Origin of the sequence: uncultured Pseudophaeobacter sp. (genome assembly GCA_905479575.1) — a bacterium.
GTDB lineage: Bacteria > Pseudomonadota > Alphaproteobacteria > Rhodobacterales > Rhodobacteraceae > Pseudophaeobacter.
This window is the reverse complement of record CAJQNB010000005.1, coordinates 14,695-36,399: the sequence shown is the minus strand read 5'-3', so window position 1 is coordinate 36,399 and position 21,705 is coordinate 14,695. Positions and strand designations below refer to the sequence as shown.

Annotated in this window: 24 protein-coding genes; 17 read left to right on the top strand and 7 right to left on the bottom strand. The window is 57.9% G+C overall.

What is annotated here, in order from left to right:
- Positions 1-28 precede the first annotated feature (28 nt).
- The 9 genes from QZ268_RS01650 (at position 29) to QZ268_RS01610 (ending at position 9,242) form a co-directional block, all read left to right on the top strand.
- Positions 29-622 (top strand): thioredoxin family protein, encoded by a 594-nt coding sequence (locus QZ268_RS01650; protein WP_295447128.1) that lies wholly within the window; start codon positions 29-31, stop codon positions 620-622.
- A gap of 125 nt (positions 623-747) precedes the next feature.
- Positions 748-1,224, top strand: a complete 477-nt coding sequence (soxX, locus tag QZ268_RS01645) for a sulfur oxidation c-type cytochrome SoxX (protein WP_295447126.1) — start codon at positions 748-750, stop codon at positions 1,222-1,224.
- A gap of 50 nt (positions 1,225-1,274) precedes the next feature.
- Positions 1,275-1,691, top strand: coding sequence for a thiosulfate oxidation carrier protein SoxY (gene soxY, locus QZ268_RS01640; RefSeq protein WP_295447123.1), 417 nt, complete (start codon positions 1,275-1,277; stop codon positions 1,689-1,691).
- A gap of 66 nt (positions 1,692-1,757) precedes the next feature.
- Positions 1,758-2,087 carry a thiosulfate oxidation carrier complex protein SoxZ gene (soxZ, locus tag QZ268_RS01635; RefSeq protein WP_295447121.1) on the top strand — a complete coding sequence of 110 codons (330 nt, stop codon included), beginning with the start codon at positions 1,758-1,760 and terminating at the stop codon, positions 2,085-2,087.
- Positions 2,088-2,162: 75 nt separating this feature from the next.
- Positions 2,163-3,014 carry a sulfur oxidation c-type cytochrome SoxA gene (soxA, locus tag QZ268_RS01630; RefSeq protein ID WP_295447119.1) on the top strand — a complete coding sequence of 284 codons (852 nt, stop codon included), beginning with the start codon at positions 2,163-2,165 and terminating at the stop codon, positions 3,012-3,014.
- 115 nt (positions 3,015-3,129) lie between these two features.
- Positions 3,130-4,827, top strand: coding sequence for a thiosulfohydrolase SoxB (gene soxB / locus QZ268_RS01625; RefSeq protein WP_295447117.1), 1,698 nt, complete (start codon positions 3,130-3,132; stop codon positions 4,825-4,827).
- Positions 4,828-4,942: 115 nt separating this feature from the next.
- A complete protein-coding gene (gene soxC, locus QZ268_RS01620; protein ID WP_295447115.1) occupies positions 4,943-6,235 on the top strand; it encodes a sulfite dehydrogenase in 1,293 nt (430 codons plus the stop codon).
- Positions 6,219-7,274: a c-type cytochrome gene (locus QZ268_RS01615; protein ID WP_295447113.1), complete on the top strand. Its 1,056-nt coding sequence runs from the start codon at positions 6,219-6,221 to the stop codon at positions 7,272-7,274. Before soxC ends, QZ268_RS01615 begins: the two co-directional genes overlap by 17 nt.
- Positions 7,275-7,637: 363 nt before the next feature.
- Positions 7,638-9,242: a class I SAM-dependent methyltransferase gene (locus tag QZ268_RS01610; RefSeq protein ID WP_295447111.1), complete on the top strand. Its 1,605-nt coding sequence runs from the start codon at positions 7,638-7,640 to the stop codon at positions 9,240-9,242.
- Positions 9,243-9,356: 114 nt separating this feature from the next.
- Here QZ268_RS01610 and QZ268_RS01605 read toward each other — a convergent pair whose 3' ends face one another.
- A complete protein-coding gene (locus QZ268_RS01605) occupies positions 9,357-10,364 on the bottom strand; it encodes a GlxA family transcriptional regulator (RefSeq protein ID WP_295447109.1) in 1,008 nt (335 codons plus the stop codon).
- Between the two features lie 345 nt (positions 10,365-10,709).
- On the opposite strand from QZ268_RS01605, the gene QZ268_RS01600 reads away from it, so the two are divergent.
- The 3 genes from QZ268_RS01600 to QZ268_RS01590 all read left to right on the top strand — a co-directional run bounded on the left by QZ268_RS01600 (position 10,710) and on the right by QZ268_RS01590 (position 13,298).
- On the top strand, positions 10,710-11,342 hold the full coding sequence (locus QZ268_RS01600; protein WP_039965932.1) for an ATP-dependent Clp protease proteolytic subunit: 633 nt from the start codon (positions 10,710-10,712) through the stop codon (positions 11,340-11,342).
- Positions 11,343-11,486: 144 nt separating this feature from the next.
- On the top strand, positions 11,487-12,761 hold the full coding sequence (clpX, locus tag QZ268_RS01595; RefSeq protein WP_295447105.1) for an ATP-dependent Clp protease ATP-binding subunit ClpX: 1,275 nt from the start codon (positions 11,487-11,489) through the stop codon (positions 12,759-12,761).
- A 165-nt stretch (positions 12,762-12,926) separates the two neighbouring features.
- Positions 12,927-13,298 carry a RidA family protein gene (locus QZ268_RS01590; protein ID WP_295447103.1) on the top strand — a complete coding sequence of 124 codons (372 nt, stop codon included), beginning with the start codon at positions 12,927-12,929 and terminating at the stop codon, positions 13,296-13,298.
- Here the strand turns inward: QZ268_RS01590 and QZ268_RS01585 are convergent.
- Both QZ268_RS01585 and QZ268_RS01580 read right to left on the bottom strand, forming a co-directional pair.
- Entirely contained in the window at positions 13,295-13,771 is a 477-nt protein-coding gene (locus tag QZ268_RS01585) for a DUF4760 domain-containing protein (protein WP_295447315.1), read from the bottom strand. The two genes, QZ268_RS01590 and QZ268_RS01585, sit on opposite strands and share 4 nt — an antisense overlap.
- Before the next feature lie 30 nt (positions 13,772-13,801).
- Positions 13,802-14,002: a hypothetical protein gene (locus QZ268_RS01580; RefSeq protein ID WP_295447101.1), complete on the bottom strand. Its 201-nt coding sequence runs from the start codon at positions 14,000-14,002 to the stop codon at positions 13,802-13,804.
- A gap of 433 nt (positions 14,003-14,435) precedes the next feature.
- Between QZ268_RS01580 and QZ268_RS01575 the strand changes: the two genes are divergently transcribed.
- The 3 genes from QZ268_RS01575 to QZ268_RS01565 all read left to right on the top strand — a co-directional run bounded on the left by QZ268_RS01575 (position 14,436) and on the right by QZ268_RS01565 (position 15,812).
- Positions 14,436-14,822: an NADH:ubiquinone oxidoreductase subunit NDUFA12 gene (locus QZ268_RS01575; RefSeq protein WP_295447100.1), complete on the top strand. Its 387-nt coding sequence runs from the start codon at positions 14,436-14,438 to the stop codon at positions 14,820-14,822.
- 103 nt (positions 14,823-14,925) lie between these two features.
- Entirely contained in the window at positions 14,926-15,378 is a 453-nt protein-coding gene (gene mlaD, locus QZ268_RS01570; RefSeq protein ID WP_295447098.1) for an outer membrane lipid asymmetry maintenance protein MlaD, read from the top strand.
- Between the two features lie 44 nt (positions 15,379-15,422).
- The gene (locus QZ268_RS01565) at positions 15,423-15,812 is read left to right on the top strand and encodes a DUF2155 domain-containing protein (RefSeq protein ID WP_295447313.1); all 390 of its coding nucleotides are present in this window, start codon (positions 15,423-15,425) and stop codon (positions 15,810-15,812) included.
- Here QZ268_RS01565 and aat read toward each other — a convergent pair.
- The 4 genes from aat to QZ268_RS01545 all read right to left on the bottom strand — a co-directional run bounded on the left by aat (position 15,761) and on the right by QZ268_RS01545 (position 19,118).
- Positions 15,761-16,396, bottom strand: a complete 636-nt coding sequence (aat, locus tag QZ268_RS01560) for a leucyl/phenylalanyl-tRNA--protein transferase (RefSeq protein ID WP_295447096.1) — start codon at positions 16,394-16,396, stop codon at positions 15,761-15,763. The two genes, QZ268_RS01565 and aat, sit on opposite strands and share 52 nt — an antisense overlap.
- 147 nt (positions 16,397-16,543) lie before the next feature.
- A complete protein-coding gene (accC, locus tag QZ268_RS01555) occupies positions 16,544-17,896 on the bottom strand; it encodes an acetyl-CoA carboxylase biotin carboxylase subunit (RefSeq protein ID WP_295447094.1) in 1,353 nt (450 codons plus the stop codon).
- Between the two features lie 9 nt (positions 17,897-17,905).
- Positions 17,906-18,397 (bottom strand): acetyl-CoA carboxylase biotin carboxyl carrier protein, encoded by a 492-nt coding sequence (gene accB, locus QZ268_RS01550; protein ID WP_295447092.1) that lies wholly within the window; start codon positions 18,395-18,397, stop codon positions 17,906-17,908.
- Between the two features lie 181 nt (positions 18,398-18,578).
- Positions 18,579-19,118 (bottom strand): PAS and helix-turn-helix domain-containing protein, encoded by a 540-nt coding sequence (locus QZ268_RS01545; RefSeq protein WP_295447090.1) that lies wholly within the window; start codon positions 19,116-19,118, stop codon positions 18,579-18,581.
- A gap of 134 nt (positions 19,119-19,252) precedes the next feature.
- Between QZ268_RS01545 and QZ268_RS01540 the strand changes: the two genes are divergently transcribed.
- Both QZ268_RS01540 and QZ268_RS01535 read left to right on the top strand, forming a co-directional pair.
- Positions 19,253-20,752: an AMP-binding protein gene (locus tag QZ268_RS01540; RefSeq protein WP_295447088.1), complete on the top strand. Its 1,500-nt coding sequence runs from the start codon at positions 19,253-19,255 to the stop codon at positions 20,750-20,752.
- 400 nt (positions 20,753-21,152) lie between these two features.
- On the top strand, positions 21,153-21,536 hold the full coding sequence (locus tag QZ268_RS01535; protein WP_295447087.1) for a CVNH domain-containing protein: 384 nt from the start codon (positions 21,153-21,155) through the stop codon (positions 21,534-21,536).
- Positions 21,537-21,705: the final 169 nt, after the last annotated feature.

The window sequence follows — 21,705 nt, the reverse complement described above, 5'->3', positions numbered from 1 at the left end:
ACAGAATGCGAGATTTTGGGAGAGAAACATGAAGAACTGGATGTTGAAACTTGCCGCCCTGGCACTGGCGTTGCCCTTGATTGCAACGGATGTTGCAGCGGTTGAACTGGGCGATGACGGGCTGCATAAAACGCCCTGGATGCGCGAGACCTTCAAGGATCTGCGCGAAGACCTGGAGGAGGCCAACAGCGAAGGCAAACGTCTGGTGTTGTTCTTTGAACAACGTGGCTGCATCTACTGCACCAAGATGCACACCGATGTGTTCCCTCGCCCCGAGGTGAGCAGCTACATCGACGAGAATTACTTTGTGGTGCAGATGAACCTTTACGGCGATGTGGAGGTCACTGACTTTGATGGCGAGAGCCTGTCGGAAAAAGACATGGCGCGCAAATGGGGCGTCCTGTTTACGCCAACGATTCTGTTCCTGCCGGAAGAGGTGGAGGAGGGGCAGACAGCCCCCCAGGCGGCGGTGGCGACAATGCCCGGTGCCTTTGGTTCGGGAACAACACTGGACATGTTTACCTGGGTGAACGAAAAGCGGTATCTCTCTGACAATGGAGAAGATTTTCAACGCTACCACGCGCGCCGCATCTCGGAGCGCAACAATGGGTCTGCAGACTGAGTGCGGGCGAACGAATATATTAATTCATACTATTGAATTTGTTGTTGCGTTTAGAGGGCAGGGTGCCCTACGGTATACAACAGCTAAGCCCGCCAGACTGCGGGTGGCAGCCAACGGGAGGAACCATGAAGAGACTATCTCTGACACTGGCCGTGAGCCTGATCGGGAGTGCAGCCTTGGCGGCAGAGGTCGCGCCAAAGGATGTGCAATTTGACGAGGATGGCGCAGTTGCGGCCTCCTTGACCGGCAAACCAGGTGATGCGGCAAGCGGTGCTGTTATCGCAGGCACCAAATCGCTGGGCAACTGTGTCGCCTGTCACCAGCTGACAGCCTTGGCTGATGTGCCGTTTCACGGCGAAATCGGCCCGTCGCTGGATGGCGCCGGGGATCGCTGGACCGAAGCGGAGCTTCGCGGTTTGATGACCAATGCCAAAATGACCTTTGAAGGCACAATGATGCCTGCATTCTACAAGGTCGACGGCTTTTTGCGTCCTGGTGATGCCTATACCGGCAAGGCCCCCACAGAGGCGCTGACACCGATCCTGTCCGCCCAGGAAATCGAAGATGTGATCGCGTTCATCGCGACCCTAAAAGAAGAGTAAAGCGAGGGCGACAGCCCAGCCGCTTTGCGAAACGTCAAAGGAGACATATGATGGAGTTCTCACGCCGTGAGACCCTGGGCATGGCCCTGGGTGCTGCTGTGATGACGGTGCTGCCGCTGCGGGTCAGCGCCAGCACCGAGGATCGGATTGCCGAATTTACAGGTGGTGCCGACATGGCCGACACCGGAGTTGAACTAACGGCGCCGGAGATTGCTGAAAACGGCAATACCGTGCCAATCGAAGTGAGTGCCCCGGGCGCCACTGCGATCATGGTTCTGGCCACCGGCAACCCGACGCCGGGTGTTGCAACCTTCAATTTTGGCCCCCTGGCCGGCAGCCAGTCTGCTGCCACCCGGATCCGCCTTGCAGGCACCCAGGATGTAGTGGCCATCGCCAAGCTGGCCGACGGCAGCTTTGCCAAGGCAAGCGCATCTGTGAAAGTGACCATCGGTGGCTGCGGCGGCTAAGCATTCAGCCCCGCTCATATCCGATTGCGGCCTGAAATACGGCCTGAATACGAAGGAGTTAAAGACATGGCATCCGGTGTAAAACCCCGCGTCAAAGTCCCCAAGAAGGCAACTGCTGGTGAGGCGATCACCATCAAGACCCTGATCAGCCACCAGATGGAAAGCGGCCAGCGCAAGGATAAGGAAGGCAATGTTATCCCGCGCTCGATCATCAATCGCTTTACCTGCGAATTCAACGGCCAGCTGGTCGTGGATGTTACGATTGAACCTGCGGTTTCGACCAACCCCTATTTCCAGTTCGAGGCCATTGTGCCAGAGGCCGGCGATTTTGCCTTTACCTGGTATGACGACGATGGCTCTGTTTATGAGACATCTAAATCTATCGCTATCGCCTGATCCCTTCCGGATCTCAAAGGCACGGCATCCTGGCCGCAGATGTGGCCAGGGTGGATACCCAAGGGAGGACAAGGAATGAACTATAAGGCGCTTACCGCCATTGCTGTCGCACTGAGCCTGCCGCTTTCTGCCCATGCGGATGCGGATGACGACACACTGGTGCTCAACGAAGAACAAACTCTGGTAACCAAAACCGCGGCACCGGCCCATGTGGCCGATGTGCTGGACGAGGTGATGTCGGGGTGGCACTTCCGGTCGGATGAGACCCAGGCCCTGCAGATGGACGATTTTGAAAACCCCGCCATGGTCTTTGTCGATAAGGCCTATGATGCTTGGAACACCGTCGAGGGGTCCGAGGGTAAATCCTGCGCCTCCTGTCATGATGACGTGGAGCAAAGCATGGCTGGGGTGCGTGCGGTCTATCCTAAATGGAATGAACAGGCCGGCGAAGTCCGTACCCTGGCGATGCAGGTCAATGACTGCCGCGAAAACCAGATGGGTGCCAAAGCATGGAAATACACCGGCGGTGACATGACCGCGATGGAGGCTCTTATTTCGGTGCAGTCACGTGGCATGCCGGTCAATGTCGCCATTGATGGACCGGCTCAGTCGGTCTGGGAGCAGGGCAAAGAAATGTACTATGCCCGTACCGGTCAGCTGGAACTGTCCTGTGCCAATTGCCACGAGGACAGCTATGGTCTGATGATCCGCGCTGATCACCTGAGCCAGGGCCATATCAACGGCTTTCCGACCTATCGTCTGAAAAACGCCAAGCTCAACAACGTGCAGGCCCGTTTCAAAGGCTGCGTGCGCGATACCCGCGCCGAGACCTACAAGCCCGGTTCGTCCGAGTTTGTCGCGCTTGAGCTCTATGTCGCGTCGCGCGGCAATGGTCTGTCCGTCGAAGGCCCCTCGGTCCGTAACTAAAACACACCAACACCCCGCGTCTTTGCAGGCGCGGGGTGTTTCGCTTTTAATGAATTCATAGATGCGAATATGAATCATATTTGCTGCTTATGATCGCACAGGATGATAGATAGACATGATCTCGCGCCGTGACTTTTTGCAGGTATCGATGGCCGCTTCCGCCCTGGTTGGTGCATCCGGTTTTGGCAACTGGGGCCGTTTGGCCGCACAGCAAAGCTTGACCCAGGATCAGCTGCTCCAGTTTGACACCTTTGGCAATATCAGCCTGATCCATATCACTGATATTCACGCGCAGCTGAAACCGATCTATTTCCGCGAGCCCTCGGTCAACATTGGGGTTGGGGGCAACAAGGGCCATGTGCCCCATATCACCGGCGCTGACTTCCGGAAGGCATATGGCATCCAGGATGGCAGCCCTTCTGCCTATGCGCTGACCCATGATGATTTTTCTTCACTGGCACAGGGCTATGGCCGGGTAGGTGGCATGGACCGCGTCGCCACCGTGATCAACGCCATCCGCGCCGAGCGCCCCGATGCGCTGCTGCTGGACGGCGGTGACACCTGGCATGGCTCCATGACCTGTCACAAGACCGAAGGTCAGGACATGGTCAACGTCATGAACGCGCTCAAGCCCGATGCGATGACTTTCCACTGGGAGTTCACCCTGGGCTCTGACCGGGTGAATGAGATCGTCGAAGGCCTGCCTTTTGCGGCGCTTGGCCAGAACATCTTTGATTCCGAGTGGGACGAACCGGCGGAACTGTTTAAACCCTACAAATTCTTTGATCGCGGTGGCGCCAAGGTAGCAGTGATCGGTCAGGCCTTCCCCTATATGCCCATCGCCAACCCCGGTTGGATGTTCCCCGAGTATTCCTTTGGCATCCGCGATGAGCACATGCAGGAGATGGTGGATGAGGTCCGCGCTGCGGGGGCTGATCTGGTTGTATTGCTGTCGCACAACGGCTTTGACGTGGACAAAAAGATGGCCAGCGTTGTCACCGGCATTGATGTGATCCTGTCCGGTCACACCCATGACGCGCTGCCAGAGCCGGTTCTGGTTGGCAAAACCCATATTATCGCCTCCGGCTCCAACGGCAAGTTTGTCAGCCGCATTGATCTGGATGTGCGCGATGGTCAGATGATGGGCATCCGCCATAAGCTGATCCCGATCTTCTCGGATGTGATTGCGCCGGATCCGGTGATCACCAAACTGATCGACGAGCAGCGCGCTCCTTTTGCGGATCAGCTGGCTGAAGTGATCGGCAAGACCGACTCGCTGCTCTATCGTCGCGGCAATTTCAACGGCACCTGGGATGACTTGATCTGTGACGCGCTGCTCAGCGAGCGCGAGGCGGATATCGCCATGTCGCCCGGTGTGCGCTGGGGGCCGTCGCTGGTGCCTGGGGATGACATCACCCGCGAAGACATCTGGAATGTCACCTCGATGAGCTACGGCGCTGCCTACCGGTCTGAGATGACAGGGGAATTTATCAAGGTGATTCTGGAGGATGTGGCCGATAACATCTTTAACCCCGACCCCTATTATCAGCAGGGCGGTGACATGGTGCGCATTGGTGGCATGGGCTACCGGATTGATATCACCAAGCCGCAGGGGGATCGCATCAGCGAAATGACCCTGTTGAAAACCGGCGAGAAAATCGACGCCAGCAAATCCTACATGGTTTCTGGTTGGGCCAGCGTCAACGAGGGCACCGAGGGTCCCATGATCTGGGATGTGGTCGAAGATCACATTCGCAAACAGGGGACGGTCTCCGTCACCCCTAACACATCGGTCAATGTGGTCGGCGCCTAGGCCTGACCCGGAGGTGCTGCTGGGGGGACGTCTCTAGCAGCACCTCTTCCTGATCAAAATTTTTTGCGCTGATGAATTCACAAAGGCGAATTTATCGATGTAAGGAGGAAAGAAAATGAGCGATAAAGCAGATGATTTTGCGCCATCGCGCCGCCAGTTTCTGGCCGGTGCAGCCGCAACCGGAGTAGGGGCCGCCGCCGTTGGCGCAGGCCAGGCGGCCCAGGCCGCGACGCCGGACCCACTGATCACCGAAGTGCAGGAGTGGGCCAGTGGATTGGGCGATGGTGTGGATGCCACCCCCTATGGCCTGCCGATCCAGTTTGAGCAGGACGTGGTGCGGCGCAATGTGGAATGGCTGACCGCAGATACGATCTCTTCGATCAACTTCACACCGATCCATGCACTGGATGGCACCATCACCCCACAAGGCTGCGCCTTTGAGCGTCACCACTCGGGGGCGATCGAGCTGCGTAAGGAAGACTACCGCCTGATGATCAACGGGTTGGTAGATACACCGCTGGTGTTCTCCTACGCCGATCTGGAGCGTTTCCCGCGCGAGAACCGGGTCTATTTTTGCGAATGCGCTGCGAATTCGGGCATGGAATGGGCGGGTGCTCAGCTCAATGGGGCTCAGTTCACCCATGGCATGATCCACAATATGGAATACTCCGGGGTATCGCTGCGCAGCTTGCTGGAAGAGGCCGGACTGGCCGCAGCTGGCGATTTCAAGGACAAATGGGTCTACGTTGAAGGCGCTGATGCCTCGTCCAATGGCCGCTCGATCCCGCTGGAAAAGGCGCTGGACGATGTGCTGGTGGCCTTTAAGGCCAATGGTGAGGCCCTGCGCAAAGAGCATGGCTACCCGGTGCGTCTGGTTGTGCCAGGCTGGGAAGGCAACATGTGGATCAAATGGCTGCGCCGCATCGAGGTCATGGATGGCCCGGTGGAAAGCCGCGAAGAGACCTCAAAATACACCGACACCATGGCAGATGGTTCGGCGCGCAAATGGACCTGGGAAATGGATGCCAAATCCGTCGTGACCAGCCCCAGCCCGCAGTCGCCCATCACCCATGGCAGCGGCCCGCTGGTGATCACAGGCCTGGCCTGGTCCGGTCGCGGCTCCATCACCGGGGTGGATGTCTCGATTGATGGCGGCAAGACCTGGACCGAGGCCCGTCTGGGCGCGCCTGGTGTCGACAAGGCGCTGGCGCGGTTCTACCTCGATGTGAACTGGGACGGCTCCGAAATGCTGCTGCAAAGCCGGGCGCGTGACAGCGCGGGCTATGTCCAGCCGACAAAAGCAGAGCTGCGCGAGGTGCGCGGTCTGAACTCGATCTATCACAACAACGCCATCCAGACCTGGTGGGTCAAAGCCAATGGGGAGGCAGAAAATGTCGAAGTTTCCTAAAGTTATCGCCGCAGCGGCTCTCTCAGCCGGGCTCACCCTGCCGGCCTATGCCGGCACATACGGTCTGGGCCGTCCCGCCCTGCCGGAAGAAATTGCCGCCTGGAATATTGACGTGTCTCCAGATGGTACCGGCTTGCCCGTGGGCTCGGGCGATGCGCTGACCGGTGAGGAAGTCTTTGCCGAGAAATGCGCCGTCTGTCACGGCGATTTTGCCGAGGGTGTCGACAACTGGCCCAAACTGGCCGGGGGGCAGGGCACGCTGGACCATGAGGATCCGCTGAAAACAGTGGGCTCCTACTGGCCCTATCTGTCGACCACCTGGGACTATGTGAACCGCTCTATGCCCTTTGGTGCGGCGCAGACGCTGGAACCAGATGAGGTCTATGCCATCGTCGCCTATATCCTCTATTCCAACGATCTGGTGGATGAGGATTTTGTGCTGTCAAATGAGACATTCGCCGATGTCACCCTGCCCAACGCCGAAGGCTTTTTTGTCGATGACCGGCTGCAAAGCGAGGCGCATTTCTGGAAGCCAGAACCCTGCATGGCGGATTGTAAGGACAGTGTCGAAATCACCATGCGGGCGCGGGTTCTGGATGTGACACCAGAAGAAGCAGTGGCCACTGAGGCGGTTGTGGAAGAGGCCGCTGCTGAACCGGTTGCAGCAGAACCTGTGGTCGAAGCGGCCGCAGAGCCGGTGGTCGAGGCAGTTGCACTGGACCCGGAATTGGTCGCCAAGGGCGCCAAGGTCTTTAAGAAGTGCAAGGCCTGCCACAAGGTGGGCGAAGGGGCCAAGAACAGCACCGGCCCGATCCTGAACGGTATCTTTGGCGCCACTGCGGGCATGGTGGAGGGTTTCAAATACTCCAAGCCGATGCTGGCCGCGGGCGAAGATGGTCTGGTCTGGGACGAAGAGGCCCTGGCTGCCTTTCTGACCAAACCAAGAAAGTTCATGAAGGGCACCAAGATGTCGTTTGCGGGGCTGCGCAAGGAGCGCGATATCGAAGCGGTTGTGAGCTACCTCAGAAGCTTTGATTAATCCCCGCCGTGGGGCCTGACAAAACAGCTGGGGACAAACCCCACCAGCATGGGATCAAGGGCGGATCATTCCGCCCTTTTTGCTGCCGTCAGCTTCGGCTGTGGTCTCTGTGACGTTTGAAACTGGGAGGCTTATTTCCTGCCGCTTTTCCTGAACATTTTTCCTGGCTCCGGGGCGGACCTGGCTCTTTTTCGACCCCAACCGCGCAACCACGGGCACAAGCGGCGGTGTTGTGCACCTTCTGCGCCGGGGCGGGAGATCTCGAAAACTTGAATAGAAATGTTGATAGCTTAACCTCTTGATCACCAATTTTGGACAGGTTGCCCAGACGCGAAGTTTTCTAAGCAGACCAAGAGGTAGTATATGAGCGACTGGACTTCCGGCTACGTAGCTGAGGTTGACTATACACATGATTTTTTTCAAGAAATGACGCCGGCAGTCATGGCCCTGGCTGCAACTTCAAAGGGTCAAAAACACAATCTGACACAGAGGGACCTCAGCTATTGCGAGCTGGGCTGCGGTCAGGGTTTCACCGCCAATCTCTTGGCAGCGGCCAACCCGCATATTCAGTTTCACGCAATGGATTTTAACCCGGCCCACATTGCCGGCGCCCGGGACCTGGCCGCAGAAACGGATCTGGATAATGTTCATTTCTACGAGCGCTCCTTTGCTGATTTTGAGCAAGAAGACAGCCTGCCCAAGCAGTTTGACATCATTGCCCTGCACGGGGTGATGAGCTGGGTCTCGCAGGAAAATCGGCAGCATATCGTCCAGTTTATCCGCCGCCGTTTGAAACCTGGCGGCATGGTCTATGTCAGCTACAATTCCCTGTCGGGCTGGGCCTCGGTGATGCCATTGCGGCGTATTCTGCAGGATCGCGCCGCCCAGGGCACGGGCCCGCTGGAGGACAGGATCGTTGAGGCGCTGAGTTTTGCCGGGAATCTGGAAGGGGCAGGGGCCAAGTTTTTCAAAGCCAATCCCATCGCCTGCACCAGACTGGAAAAATCCCAGCAGATGTCGGCCAACTATCTGGCCCATGAGATGTTCAATGCCGACTGGACGCCGTTTCATTTTGCAGATCTTGCCGGTGATCTGTCACAGGCCAAGCTGAGTTTCCTGGGCTCAACCAGTATTCTGGACCATGTGGACGACATTTGCCTGACCCCCGACCAAACTGCGGTGCTGGAGGGCGAAAGCGACCCGGTGCAGCGCGAAAACCTGCGGGATATTCTGGTGAACGAACAGTTTCGCTCTGACCTGTTTGTAAAGGGGGGGCGCAGCCATACGGAACGCGGCGCCATTGGGGCCTGGTTCGAGACCCCGCTGGCGCTGATGCAGCGCTACAGTGGCGGGCCGTTGAAGCTCAGCTGGCGCCAGGGAGAGATCGCTTTGGACCCGGCGCAATATGGGCCGATTCTGGAAGCTTTGCAGTCCGGGCCAGCCACGGTGCGCAGCCTTCTGGATCAAGGAGCCTTTGGCCAAATGACCTGGGGCGAAATATCGCGATTGCTGCGCCTGTTGGCCGGGTCCGGGGTCGTGGCGCCCTGTCTGCCACTGGACGGCATCACAGAGCGTCAGGCGCGCTGTCAGGCCTTTAATCTGGCGGTTTGCAAACGGGCCGAGGACAGCGAAACGCTGCGGTTTCTGGCCTCTCCGGTGACTGGGGGCGGGCTGCAGCTGGACCGGGTCGAGCTGCTGTTCCTTTTGGCCTATGGCGAAGGCAAGGCGCAGCCAACCGACTGGGCGGACCTGGCCTGGAGCATTCTGTCCGCGCAGGGGCAGCGGCTGCAGCATGAAGGACGGGTGTTGGTAACGCCGGAGGAAAACCTAGCGCTATTGCAGGCGCGGGCCGCTGCATTTGCCGCGCGCCGGATGCCTCTGTGTAAATCACTGGGTCTGATCCCGGCTGCACCTGAGGCGGCACGTGCCGCACCAGCGTCGGCGCACAACACGGTGCGCGCCGCATAGGGCAGAGCGCTGCCGTGGGGGTTTAGCCAGATCCGTTGCGCGCAAATACAACGGCCACCGCGCATAGACGGTGGCCGTTACCGTTTGGCGGGCGCCGCGCCAAACCGTTGGGGGTTAGCTCCAGCCCTTGCGGAAAAAATGTGGTGAGGCGCCGAATTTTCGTTTGAACTGGCGGGAGAAATGGGTCGAGCTGTTAAAGCCAGAGGCCAGCGCGATTTCTGTGACACTCATCGAGGTTTCGTTCATCAGGGCAAAGGCATGGGACAGGCGCATGTCGAAATAGACATGCATCGGGCTTTGAGCCAGATAGCGCGAGAACAGGCGCTCCAGCTGGCGCCGCGAGATGTCCAGCTGTTCACATAGCTCGCCAATTGACAGGGGGTCCTCAATAGCGGATTGCATCAGTTGCAACGCGTTCAAAAGCCGCTGGTTGCGGCTGCCGATGGCCACAGCATAGTTGGATTTCTGTGGTGTCGCCTGGCCACCAGAGCGCACATGCAGGCACATATCGGCGACGATAATGGCCAATTGTTTGCCATGACGGGCTTCGATCAAGTTGAGCATCAGATCGGTGGCCGCATTGCCGCCGCCACAGGTCATCAGGGCGCCGCTGATCTCAAAGGTATTGGCCGAGGGCGTAAGGTCCGGGAAGCTCTCCTGAAAACCGGGCTGGTTTTCCCAGTGCAGGGTAAAGGCCTGATCGCGGATCAACCCGGCCTGGGCCAGGGCAAAGGCACCGGTGCAGATGCCGCCAATCGCGCGGCCAAACCGGCTTTCGCGACGCAGCCAGTTCAGGGTGGCATCGCCTGCGGTCGATTGCGGCTCGACACCGGAACAGACAAACCCCAACGCCTCCGAGGTCATCGGCTGCAGTGCCATATCCGGTGTCACCATCATACCATTGGAACAGCGGATAGGGGCACCGTCCTCGGTGAGGATATACCAGCGGTACAGCTTGGAGTTGGTGACTTGATTGGCAATGCGCAGAGGTTCGATTGCAGCGGCAACCGCCAGCATTGTCGCCTTGGGCAACAACAGAAAATAAAAATCCTGCGGTGCGCCTGAATGGGGAACTGCCAGGGTGGCGGATGCACCTTTTTGAACAAAATTGTCTTCTGTCATGGCAATGTCCTGGTCCAAAAGGCAGTAATAGCCGCTATGGCAAGAGCGGATTTGGTGAAAACATATCCAAAATGCCGGATTTTGCGACATCCTGAATGGGCGGCACCTTTGACCTATCCTGCACTGCATGTACTGTGCCGTGGCAACTGAAGGCCCTGAAATAGCGACAGCGTTAAGATGTTTTGCGACGCCTGTGCCACAGGTCTGCCTTCATTGGGGGGTAGATCGGGAGCTGGGCGGTAAAAACAAAAGCGACCTCTTGCAGGCCCCAGAGGGCGATACTAAGACTCAGGTAACACTCTGTCTGGTATGGTGCCGGACAGTACACAACGCAGGCAGGTTCGCATGATTGATCCCAGAGAAACTTATATGAATACCCTCGTACCTATGGTGGTCGAACAGACCAGCCGGGGTGAGCGGGCCTACGATATCTTTTCACGCCTGCTGAAAGAGCGGATTATCTTTCTCAACGGTCCGGTGCATGACGGCATGTCTTCGCTGATCGTGGCGCAGCTGTTGCACCTTGAGGCCGAGAATCCCTCCAAGGAAATCTCGATGTATATCAACTCCCCCGGTGGTGTTGTGACCTCAGGGCTGTCGATCTACGACACAATGCAGTATATCAAACCCAAGGTTTCGACCCTGGTTATCGGCCAGGCGGCCTCAATGGGATCGCTGCTGCTGACCGCAGGTGAGGCTGGCATGCGGTTCTCGCTGCCCAATTCCCGGGTTATGGTGCACCAGCCCTCTGGTGGGTTCCAGGGCCAGGCTACGGATATCATGATCCATGCCGAAGAGACCCTGAAGCTGAAGCGTCGTCTGAACGAGATCTACGTCAAGCACACCGGCCAGGAGCTGGACAAGGTTGAAGCGGCGCTGGAGCGTGATAACTTCATGGATCCCGAAGAGGCCAAGGCCTTTGGTCTGATTGATGAGATCGTTGAAAACCGCGCCAAGGGTGACGACGAGGAGAGCTGAGGCTCGCCTTTCTGATACAACATGTGCTCCGGTTTTTACGGAGCACATATTTTGACATTGTGGCCGCCGATGGGCTGTCATAAGCTGACTGATAGGCGCGGCATCCGGAGAAACCGGCGCTGCGAGCGGACTGAAAGGTAGACCATGGCGACGAATTCGAGTGGCGACAGCAAGAACACGCTTTACTGCAGCTTCTGTGGCAAAAGCCAACATGAGGTACGTAAACTGATTGCGGGCCCCACCGTGTTCATCTGCGACGAATGCGTTGAGTTGTGCATGGATATCATCCGTGAAGAAACCAAGGCCTCTGGTCTGAAGGCAACCGATGGTGTGCCGAGCCCCAAAGATATCTGCGAAGTTCTGGATGACTATGTGATTGGTCAGGCCATGGCGAAGAAGGTACTCTCGGTGGCGGTGCACAACCACTACAAGCGCCTGAACCATTCGCAAAAGGCCGGCAATGACATTGAGCTGGCAAAATCCAACATCCTGCTGATCGGTCCCACCGGTTGCGGTAAGACGCTGCTGGCCCAGACCCTGGCGCGGATCCTGGATGTGCCCTTTACCATGGCCGATGCCACCACATTGACCGAAGCCGGCTATGTGGGTGAGGATGTCGAGAACATCATTCTGAAGCTGTTGCAGGCCAGCGAATATAACGTCGAGCGGGCGCAGCGCGGAATCGTCTATATTGACGAAGTCGACAAGATCACCCGCAAGTCGGAAAACCCGTCTATCACCCGCGATGTATCGGGCGAAGGCGTGCAGCAGGCGCTGTTGAAGCTGATGGAAGGCACTGTGGCCTCGGTACCGCCACAGGGCGGCCGCAAGCATCCGCAGCAGGAATTCCTTCAGGTGGATACCACCAATATCCTGTTCATCTGCGGCGGCGCTTTTGCCGGTCTTGACCGGATCATCGCGCAGCGCGGCAAGGGCTCTGCCATGGGCTTTGGCGCCGATGTGCGCAACAATGATGACCGTGGTGTCGGGGAGATCTTCCAGGAGCTGGAGCCAGAAGATCTGCTGAAATTTGGTCTGATCCCGGAATTTGTGGGCCGTCTGCCGGTTCTGGCAACGCTGGAAGATCTGGATGAAGACGCGCTGGTCACAATCCTGACCAAGCCAAAGAACGCGCTGGTGAAACAGTACCAACGCCTGTTTGAGCTGGAAGAGACCGAGCTGGACTTTACCGATGAGGCGCTGAGCGCCATCGCCAAACGGGCGATCGAACGTAAAACCGGTGCTCGGGGTCTGCGCTCTATCCTAGAGGATCTGCTGCTGGAAACCATGTTCGAGCTGCCCGGGATGGAGAGCGTCACCAAGGTGGTGGTCAATGAAGAGGCGGTCACTTCTGATGCGCAGCCTTTGATGATCCATACGGATAATGAGGCGGAAAAAGAGCCGGCCTCGGCGAGTTAAGCGATTGATTTCGGGATGTAGATGCATCCCCTTTGGAATGGCCGATGTTTAAAAACATTGGCCATTTTTGTTTTGTAGCGGGCGGTTCACAGGGGGCTTTGCGACCTGTTGCCTGTTGGGCATTCGCTCCATCAGGGTTTTGGGGCCAAATGAAAGGGATTACAGATGGCTAGGATCACGCGTATTTCGTCCGGTGGCGAATTTGAAAAAAAGGTTGGCTATTGTCGCGCCGTGGTTGCGGGCGGATTTGTGCATGTGGCCGGCACCGTGGGCCAGGGCGCCGATGTAGTGAGCCAATGCCGGTCCGCTTTGGACATCATCGCCAATGCCATGGAAGAGGCAGGGGTTGGATTCTCCGATGTGGTGCGGGTGAATTACTACCTGCCTGACCGTCGGGAGTTTGAGGCCTGTTGGCCGATACTGGCAGAGGTCTTTGGCGACAATCCACCGGCGGCGACGATGATTGAATGTGGCTTGATCGACCCGAAATACCGCATCGAGATCGAAGTGACCGCTTTGGCGCCGGGCGCCAGTTAACGGGGATCCGGCAGGCGTGGGATCGGACGTTCGGTGATTTCGCCGTTATGATTGATGGCGTCATCGCGGCGCCATTCTTCGTAGAGATGCACGAGGTGTTCCATTGTTTTGGGATCGTTCTGGCGCAGTTCGGCAATCATGATACGCGCATCATCCACCAGATTGCACATGATCCCTCGAATAGAGGCCTTAAGCAGGTCTTTGTCCAGATCCTGCTGGGCGATGCCAACCGCAAGGAATTCATAGTAGTTCAGCATCTGCTGCAGCGCATCAGCCCCGTCCCTAAGCGCTGCGGCGCGCGCTTCATCCTGGGGGGAGCAGCCTGTTGCTGTTCGCGCGGCGCGCCAGTCGGCCAGGGTGATGTCCTGATCGACAGGAAAGGCCAGTTTGCGCTGGGTGTTCGTCCGTTGGAAGTATTCCGAAAGCCGGGTTTCAAACAGGATGGTGATGGTGTGCTGCTTGCGCTGCGCCAGCCGGGTGGCCTTGCTGGAGCGGCGATAGGTCTAGAGGGCGACCAAAAGGCCCAGGACTGCGGTCAGTGTGGCGGCAGCAATGCCAAACAGCGTGACCAGAATTTTGTAATCTTCGGAAGGTTGATCAGGAATATGGCGCAGCAACGCCTGGAATTCCCCAGTGATGAGAAAGGTAGATAAGGCAGCAAAGACCAGAATCACCGACGCTGCCAGAACTGCGGTGGCGGTCACAAAAATTACCTGTAAGGATCTACCCAAAGAAAAAAGGCCCCAAAGACCAAGGTGTTGAGATAATTTTGGGGCTATCAGCCGTTACCAAAACCTTCGCGCATCATTGGTCTGTTTCCTTTTGTATCATTTCTGATTGGGTATAGAGCAATCCTATACCATATGGCGGCGCCGGGCCAAGCCCTGATCCTGTGGCGGCATCTGCGGTCGGGACCTGCATAGCGGCGGCATGATGAGGAACCGTCGCTGTCTGAGCCTGTCACCATAGTGTTCACATGGGGATAAGCCTGCGTATTGCAAGGGGGCATCTACCAATGCTTAAGGCTCTTGCAGTAGCCTGTGCCAAAACCTGCCGGGGCTGGCCTTGCACATCGCAAGCCACTGGACCTTGGCGGGAAACTGCGTCATACGGATAGGGAAATCTTCGGAGGCATTCATGGGAATTCTGAACACTCTTTTACGCGCTGTGACCTGGTGGAACGGTCAGACGCTGAATACCCAGATCTTTACCGCCCGCAAGGGGATCAAGGTGGGAGAGGATGACCAGGGCAATGTGTTCTACCGCAATGCCGATGACAGCCGTCGCTGGGTCATTTTCAACGGCGAAATCGAGGCCTCGCGCATTGGCGCTGATTGGCATGGCTGGCTGCACCGCACCTTTGATGAGCTGCCCAGCAAAAAGCCACTTGTTCACAAGGTCTGGGAAAAGCCGCATCAGGAAAACCTGACAGGTACATTGCAGGCCTATGCACCGGCCGGGTCGATCCGCAGTGGCGCCAGCCCCGCATCGCGCAGCGATTACGAGGCATGGGTGCCGGAATAGGGCCTGATCCCAGGACCTCCGATCGCATATATCACTGGACCCAAGGGCGGAACGCTCTTTGGTCCTTTCCTCTTTTTGACCCATAGATCTAGGCAGACACGCTATGTCGCATAACACAACTGAAGTTCTGACAGGCGGGCTGGTTCTGGCAGCGGCCATTGGTTTTGCTGTCTATGCAGGGCAGGTCGCCGGGCTGTCTACCGCGGGCAGCGGCTATGAGCTCACGGCCTCTTTTCGATCGCTGGAAGGCGTTGGCGTCGGCACCGATGTGCGCCTTGCCGGGGTCAAGATCGGCACCGTTACCGGGGTGGATCTGAACGCGGACACCTTTCGGGCGGATACCAGGTTCTCGGTTCTTGAGGGCATTCAGGTCCCGGATGACAGTTCGGTGATCATCTCATCCGAAGGTTTGTTGGGCGGCAACTTTGTCGAGGTGATGCCCGGGGGATCACCCTACAATTTTGAACCAGGAGACGAGGTTCTGGACACCCAGGGGGCGGTCAGTCTGATTTCCCTGTTGGTGAAGTTTGTGTCTGGCAGCGGGGGGGACTCGTGATTTTGGGACGCGCATTTTCCGGCCTGTCTGACGCCTTGCGGGCAATGCCCCTTGCCTTTGGCCTTCTGGCGCTCGGGCTCAGCACCACTGTCGCCCCAAGCCCGCTGTTTGCTCAGGAGCCTGCAGAGCGTGGAGTGGCGGCCATTTTACGCGGGCTGGATAAGGTCAACGGCCATCACGCCGACATTGAAGTCCAGGTCGGGGGCAGCGCCGAGATCTATGGGTTGATTGTCACTCTGGCCGAGTGTCGCTATCCGGTGGCCAACCCAACCGGGGATGCCTATGCCTATCTCACCATCCGGGATCCGCTGAGTGGCGAAGTCTTTTTTGACGGCTGGATGATTGCCTCCAGCCCGGCGCTGTCGGCCCTGGATCACGCCCGCTATGATGTCTGGGTCATCCGCTGCAACAGCAGCGCGGGCGAGGGCAGCTGAGGCGCCTCAAAATCCGCGTCGTGTTCCAACGCCTGTTGCAGGCGCGCCTTATAGGCGGCGCGGCTGATCTCTATCGCGCCTAGCGAGGCGAGATGCGGCGTCAGGAACTGAGTGTCGCAGAGTTGAAACCCGGCTTGGCGCAACCGATCCATCAGATAGGCCAGGGCAATTTTTGAGGTGTCGCGCTGGCGCGAGAACATGCTCTCGCCAAAAAAGCCCGCCCCCAGAGAGACGCCATAGACGCCGCCAACCAGGTTGCCCTCCTGATCCCAGACCTCAAGCGAATGGGCATGTCCCATGGCGTGAAGATCTTGGTAGCGGGCAAAAATTTCGCCATTGATCCAAGTCTCTTTCCGGTCGGCGCAGGCATCGACCACCTGGTCAAAGGCGCGGTTCACCGAAATATCATAGGCGTTGCGGCGAATGGTTTTGGCCAGCGAGCGCGAGATATGGAAATCATCAATGGGAAAGATGCCGCGGCGTTTGGGATCGACCCAAAAAATCTCATCATCTTCGCGGTGCTCGGCCATCGGAAAAACACCGACAGAATAGGCATGCAGCAAAAGATCCGGGGTGAGGCTCATCAATCTGCCTGGACAACGAGTGGGGACAAGGAAACGGGACAACGATAAGGGGCTTTGAAACGGGGCAGGGCGGTTGGTCTCACTGCCAGAGTGGCAGATGTGAATTGGGGCGTTCCGCTATGGAAACGCCCCAATCCAGTAGGAGGCTTATTTACCCCCGAGATTTTCTTCCAGCCAGTGTTCCAGCCAGTGAATGCCGTAGTCGCCAGATTGCACATCGGGCTCTTGCAGCAGGGCATCGAACAGCGGTACGGTGGTGTCGATGCCATCCACGATCAGCTCCCCCAGGGCGCGGCTCAGACGCGCCAGGGCTTCGGGACGGTCGCGGCCATGCACGATCAGCTTGCCAATCAGGCTGTCGTAATAGGGCGGGATCGAATAGCCATCATAAAGCGCCGAATCCATCCGCACGCCCAGACCACCGGGGGCATGGTACGCGGTGATTTTACCGGGGCAGGGAGAGAAGTTCGGCAGCTTTTCAGCATTGATCCGCACCTCAATTGCATGGCCATTGATCTGCAAATCGTCCTGGGTAAAGGAGAGCGGCAGACCTTCTGCAACGCGGATTTGTTCGCGCACCAGATCAACACCAAAAATGGCCTCGGTGACCGGGTGTTCCACCTGCAAACGGGTGTTCATCTCGATGAAATAGAACTCGCCGTCCTCATAGAGAAATTCAACGGTGCCAGCCCCGGAATAGGACATGGCGCCAACCGCATCGGCGCAGATTTTGCCAATGCGCGCACGCTCTTCAGGGCTGATCGAGGGGCCGGGGGCTTCCTCGAACACTTTCTGGTGGCGGCGTTGCAGCGAACAGTCGCGCTCTGCCAGATGTACGCCGTTGCCTTTGCCATCGCCAAAGACCTGCACTTCGATGTGACGCGGTTTCTGGAGGTATTTCTCCATATAGACTTCGTCATTGCCAAAGGCGGCTTTCGCTTCCGAGCGGGCGGTGGAGAAGGCCACATCAATATCAGCCGCCGAGGTGGCAACCTTCATGCCGCGGCCGCCACCACCTGCGGTGGCCTTGATGATCACAGGGTAGCCCATGTCGGCAGCAGCCTTGCGGGCGCTTTCCACATCGGGCACGCCGCCTTCAGAGCCGGGAACCACGGGGATCCCCAGGGCCTTGGCGGTCTCTTTGGCGGTGATCTTGTCGCCCATGGTGCGGATATCGGCGGCCGAGGGGCCAATGAAGGTCAGCCCGTGGTCTTCGATGATCTGCACAAAGTTGGCGTTTTCCGACAAAAAGCCATAGCCGGGATGCACCGCCTGCGCGCCGGTGATTTCACAGGCCGAGATAATGGCCGGGATCGACAGGTAGCTCTGCGCGCCAGAGGGCGGTCCGATACAGACGGATTCGTCAGCCATGCGCACGTGCATTGCATCGGCATCTGCGGTGGAATGCACCGCAACCGATTTGATGCCCATCTCGCGGCAGGCCCGGATCACGCGCAGCGCAATCTCTCCGCGGTTGGCAATCAGGATCTTGTCAAACATGGGCTGCCCTTACTCGATGATGGCCAGCGGAGATCCAAATTCGACGGCAGCGCCATCTTCAACCAGGATGCGCTTGACGGTACCGGATTTTGGCGCCGGGATATGGTTCATGGTTTTCATCGCTTCGACGATCAAAATAGTGTCGCCCTCATTGACCTGTTTGCCAACAGCGATGAAGGCAGGCGCACCGGGTTCTGCCTGCAAATACACGGTGCCAACCATCGGCGAGGTAACAGCGCCGGGGTGGCTGGCCGGATCCTCGGCTGCTGGGGCTGGGGCGGCGGGAGCCGCTGCTGCAGCAACGGGTGCGGCGGCCACAGGCGCGGCCACCTGTACAGGGGCTGCTGGCGCGGCGATGGCCTGGCGCGATACGCGCACATTCAGGCTGTCGTCTTCGCTATAGTCGCGTTTGACCTCCAGTTCGGTCAGGTCGTTGTCGCGCAGCAATTCGGCCAGTGCCTTGATGAATGCCACATCTGCTTCGTGCGTTTTGTTTGTCATTGTGTCCTCAGCCGGTTCCGACAGATCTGCCACAGGTTTGCCACTTGGGCAGCCTGGAAATTAACAGCGCTTATAGGGGAAGCTTTACCACAAGGAAAGCACTGTCGATTACAGTGATAAAATGGGCAGGCTTGCCGGGATTCGCAATCGCTGAGCCAAAATTTTCATCACCGACCGTCAGTTACAGCGGCATGCCGCCCAGCTTTGCCACCAGCTCTGGCAGCTTGCGGGCGTTGAATTTCTGCAAAAGATGGGCGCGATGGGTTTCAATCGTGCGATAGGACAGGTCCAGCTTCAGGCCGATTTCTTTGGCCGAAAGCCCCTTGCAGGTGAGGATCGCCACCTCGCGTTCACGCGGGGTGAGGCTGACCACCGGCCGATCCTCTGAGATATCGGCAAAGGACCAGATGCCGGTGCGAAACGGATCCTCTGGGCTGATGGAGCGCCCCCGCACCCGACACCAGAACAATTCGCCAGAGTGGCGACGCATGATGCGTTCATCATTGTAAAGCCCGGTTTTGGCGCCTTCGTCTTGCTGCAGCAGTTGACCAATGCGGTGGTAATCTTCCTGGCTGGGATACAGCTCGGCAATCAATACATCGGCGTGATCCGCAGGGGTGCCGCCAAAGGTGACGGCAAACTGCTGGTTACACCGTTTGATCACACGGTTTTCCAAAACGGCGAGCCCCACAGGGGCATGGTCAAAGGCTATATCGCTCATGCCTCCTATTAACCGGGTATTTTTGCGGAATTGAAGGGGAAGCTGCACCATGGAAGGGTGTTTTTGACAGGTTCTTTGTCGCAATGCTCCGGGGAGGGAGCAAAAGAGCCGACCATTCAGGAGGAGATCAGGCGATGAATATCGCGCAATGGCTGTATCGGCAGGCGCAGGCAGAGGGCGACCGTCCGGCGCTTTACCTGGGGCAGGATCTGGAGGCCAACTATCAGAGATTCCATCACAAAGCCGCCGCACTTGCGGGGTGGTTGTTGGCGCAGGGGGTGCAGCCCGGCGATCGGATCGCCCTGTTTATGAAGAACTGCCCGGACTATCTGATCTCGCTTTATGGCATTTGGTATGCCGGCGCTGCGGCGGTGCCCATCAACGCCAAGCTGCACGGCCGTGAGGCGCAGTATATTCTGCAGGATTCCGGGGCGCGGATGGTTATTGTCTCTGCGGGGCTGGACAGCGCCCTGGCGGAAGTCGGGGTTGAAACACCGGTGGTGTCGATCGCGGCTGATCGCTATCGGCAGGCTATGGGCTGTGCACCCGTTGCGGAGCCCGTGCAGCGGCATCCACAGGATCTGGCCTGGCTGTTTTATACCTCTGGCACCACCGGGCAGCCCAAGGGGGTGCAGATCACCCATCGCATGCTGGTGGCGGTCTCGCTGAGCTATTTTGCCGATGTGGATGCGGCCACGGGTGCTGATCAGATCCTTTATGCGGCCCCGATGAGCCACGGCGCAGGGCTGTATAATATGCTGCATGTTCTGGTTGGCGCGGCCCATGTCTGCCCGGTGTCAGGCGGCTTTGACGAGGCAGAGATCTTTGATCTGGCGGAACATTTTGGCCGGGTGCAGATCTTCGCGGCCCCCACCATGGTGACGCGGATGACCGCAGTGGCCAAGGCGCAGGGGCGCAGTGGCACCGGGCTGCGCAGCGTCGTCTATGCTGGGGGGCCAATGTATCTGGCCGACATCATCGAGGCCGAGGCGCATTTTGGCCCGATCTTTATTCAGATCTACGGTCAGGGCGAATGTCCGATGGGCATTACCGCGCTGAAACGGGCCGAGGTCAGCGACCGCAGCCATCCCGACTGGAAATTGCGCCTTGCAGGGGTAGGGCGCGCCCAAAGCGGTGTCGAGTTGCGTATTGGCACCCCAGAGGGGCAGCCTCTGCCAGCGGGAGAGCTGGGCGAAATCATGGTGCGCGGCGATGCGGTGATGCCGGGGTATTGGAACAACCCACAGGCCACTGCGCAGACCCTAAAGGACGGCTGGCTGATGACCGGCGATATGGGAGTTATGGACACGGCCGGCTATCTGACTTTGCAGGACCGCTCCAAGGATCTGATCATTTCCGGTGGCTCAAACATCTATCCGCGCGAGGTCGAGGAGGTGCTGCTGACCCACCCCCAGGTGCAGGAGGTCTCTGTTGTGGGGCGGCCCCATGCGGATTGGGGCGAAGAGGTGGTGGCCTTTGTGGTGGGAGAGGTGGCGGAGGCCGATCTGGACGCCCTGTGCCGCGACCAGATTGCCCGCTTCAAATGCCCCAAGGCCTATGTCTTTGTTCCCGAGCTGCCCAAGAACAACTACGGCAAGGTGTTGAAAACCGAATTGCGGGCGCGATTGCTGTAAAGCCCTTGCTAAAGACCATCGGCACCTAGGCTCAGGACCCATTAATCTTACGTGCTCAGTTTGACAGATTTTTTCGCTGGTTAGGAGCATCTGCGCAGGAATAGTGGTTCTATTTCAATCAGATGTGACGCCTCCAGCGGGAAAATCCGTCAAACCCGAAGGGCGGCTATTTCACTTCATTTCAATGTCTCGGATCACTTGCAAATAGAACCACTATTGGCTGCGCACCCCAAGCCCCTGAAATCTCGCGAAATAGCCGCTGAGCACGTAAGATTAATGGGTCCAGAGCCCAGGGCAGCTTCGCTCAGCCGGGGGACCTGCCTTGCAAATATGCCAAAGTTGTCTAATGTCTCGGTATGGTTGTTGGGATCTTTCCATTTTCACCTTGAGGGGTATTATTATGAAGCTACTTCTTTCGCTTTGCGTTCCTGCTGCGATCTTGAGCACTGCCGCTTTGGCTGGGAGCTCATTTCAGAACACCTGTTCAAATTTCCAATTTTCCTATCTGGGCAATGACGCGGGTATTACCGCAACCTGTCTGACCAGCAATGGCGACGCCAACCAGACGAGCATTGTCATCCGTGGAATATCCAATCAGAATGGTATTTTAACCCAGGATGGGGCTCCCAGTTCGTTCCAGAAAAGCTGTGGCAACATCGGGTTGTGGAGTGACCTCAGATCGGTGACGCTGACGGCAAACTGCCGTGCCCCAAATGGCGAATTCATTGAAACCTCGATCGAAATTGATGGCATCTCCAATCAAGATGGGGTTCTGAGCTACTAACGCTCTCTACACAGTCCACCAGAATAAAGGCGGTACCCTGTGCCGCCTTTAATTTTGTGCCGCCTGTATATTTCCTGTGAAGCAACAAAAGGAAAGACCGGCCCCCCAGAGGGGGGCCGGTCAGAGTGGTATTGCCTGGGCTTTTGGCCTGAGCAACGGGGAGTGGCCC